This is a genomic window from Aurantimonas sp. E1-2-R+4 (assembly GCF_036549515.1).
Classification (GTDB): Bacteria; Pseudomonadota; Alphaproteobacteria; order Rhizobiales; family Rhizobiaceae; genus Aurantimonas; species Aurantimonas coralicida_A.
In genome coordinates, this window is the sequence record NZ_JAZHLK010000121.1 from 1 (window position 1) to 1,911 (window position 1,911).

Annotated in this window: 2 protein-coding genes and 1 pseudogene; all 3 read left to right on the forward strand. The window is 55.4% G+C overall.

Annotated features, from left to right (window positions below):
• Positions 1-99, forward strand: a pseudogene (locus VQ045_RS21580) (IS5/IS1182 family transposase); the annotation flags it as partial.
• A 31-nt stretch (positions 100-130) separates the two neighbouring features.
• Complete coding sequence (locus tag VQ045_RS21585) at positions 131-1,039, forward strand: hypothetical protein (RefSeq protein WP_331831586.1); 909 nt, start codon at positions 131-133, stop codon at positions 1,037-1,039.
• 48 nt (positions 1,040-1,087) lie between these two features.
• On the forward strand, positions 1,088-1,825 hold the full coding sequence (locus VQ045_RS21590) for an IS1595 family transposase (protein WP_331831587.1): 738 nt from the start codon (positions 1,088-1,090) through the stop codon (positions 1,823-1,825).
• Positions 1,826-1,911 lie beyond the last annotated feature (86 nt).

The window sequence follows — 1,911 nt, forward strand, 5'->3', positions numbered from 1 at the left end:
AGGCTGGCCAAGGATTTCGAGAACCTGTCGCGCAACGCGCTCGCATTCCTCAAACTGGCGTCTATCCGCCTAATGCTGCGAAGGCTTTGTTCAAATTGAACAACTTTCCGGACAGACTCTAAGACTGGCGGTGCTTGCGGCTATCTCCACGGCGCTGGTCATAAAGCTTTCAGAGCGAGTTAAATTTGACGGGCTCGTTCTTGTCTTAATTGCCTATCTCGCCTTTGGATTGGTCAGCGGAGTTGTCCTGGAGTATCCACTATACATCGTGTTTCGGCAGGCATTCGCCGCTGCCACAATGTTGGCTTCCTATTGGGTGGGGCTCTATCTTGCCGAAAATATCCGTGCAATTGAACGGCCGCTTCGAATATTGGCTTGGGCGACATTTACGGGGGTTTTAGCATTCCTGATTGTCGCCGCAGCTTATGGAGTTCTTGGTAGACCCAATACCTCCGTCTCCGTGGGCGGGCCCCTCCTTCTTTCGCTCGACATGGCCATTCGTTCGGGGCCGTGGTGGCTCCTTCTGGCATGTATTTCGATCATAATGGTGACCAATAGCCGTAACATCTTGATGGCAACATCAGTGATGCTGGGGGCGGCATTGGCACAGCGGGTTTTTTCCGGACGGAACCTCGTCATTCGCCTCATAACCGGCGTGATCGCCGCCGTCGCGATATTTGCGGTATTGACGATCGTGATTGTTACCGGTGCGCGCTACGGCGCTGATTACGGATTTATGTTTGGCGAGCGCTCCCTCATTGTGGTCGAGGCAGTAGACAAGATAGGGGATCCGTTAGGTTCCACGCTCAACGGCGCCGACGCGGTTCCACCTGCGCCAAAGGAGTCAATCGCCCCTGATCAGGCGCGAGGCGCCATCCAGCCTTCTAAAGATAGGGACTCTTTGGAAGCGTTGCGGATATCCGGCCGCGTGGATTTCTGGGATCAATTTACCAGCGGTCGGATAACGCAGACGATCGGAGTTTTTAGTGCAATAAATCGCAATGTTTTCTCAACCATATTTGGGCAATTATGCACTTGAGTTAGCATAGAACCTATGCCATAGTATGGTCATTGGAGATTGAGACCGATGACCAGCCTTTCCGAAAAGCGTTTCCACGACGAAGATGCAGCCCGCGAGCATATCGAAGCCTCGCGTTGGTCAAACGGGGTTGTTTGCCCGCTGTGCAGCGGCACCAACATCCGCCGCATGGAAGGCAAGACGCAGGCTGGCATGTTCCTTTGCAATGAATGCCGGGGCAAGTTTACCTGCCGCACCGGCACCGTCATGGAACGCTCGCATGTGCCGCTCCATAAGTGGCTGCTGGCTATCCATCTGATGGCGTCCAGCAAGAAGGGCATTTCCGCTCATCAACTGATGCGTAACCTCGATCTCGGGTCCTACCGGACGGCGTGGTTTCTAGCCCATCGCATCCGGGAAGCCATGCGCGACGACAGCCACAAAATAACTGGCGGGCTTGGCGGCAACGGTAAGGTTGTGGAGGTCGATGAGGCGTATATTGGAGGAAAGGCGAAGAACCGCGCCTTCCGCGAACCTGCCCCGAAAAAAGCCGTACTAACCCTTGTGGAGCGTGAGGGCCGAGCCGCGTCCTTCCATGTCGCCAGCGTAACCGCGAAGGAAGTGCGACCGCTGATTGTAACTAATGCCAATCGCGCCAGCGCCATGATGACCGATGAAAGCGTGATCTATCCCAAGATCGGCGCAGAGTTCCGCAGCCACTACACCGTCAACCACTCCGCAAACGAGTATGTGCGCCTCGGATCATTCATCCACACCAACACCGGGGAATGTCCCGGTCTCTGTTGAAACTCTGAAGTGGGCGGCGTTGCCCGCCTTGAGCCGTTAGGCTCGGGGTGCCGATTCCACTGAGGAGAGCAACGCCATGAAGAAAG

Excerpts from the sequence above, each read along its gene's own strand:
- VQ045_RS21590 (WP_331831587.1), top strand. The coding sequence starts at position 1,088 with ATGACCAGCCTTTCCGAAAAGCGTTTCCACGACGAAGATGCAGCCCGC.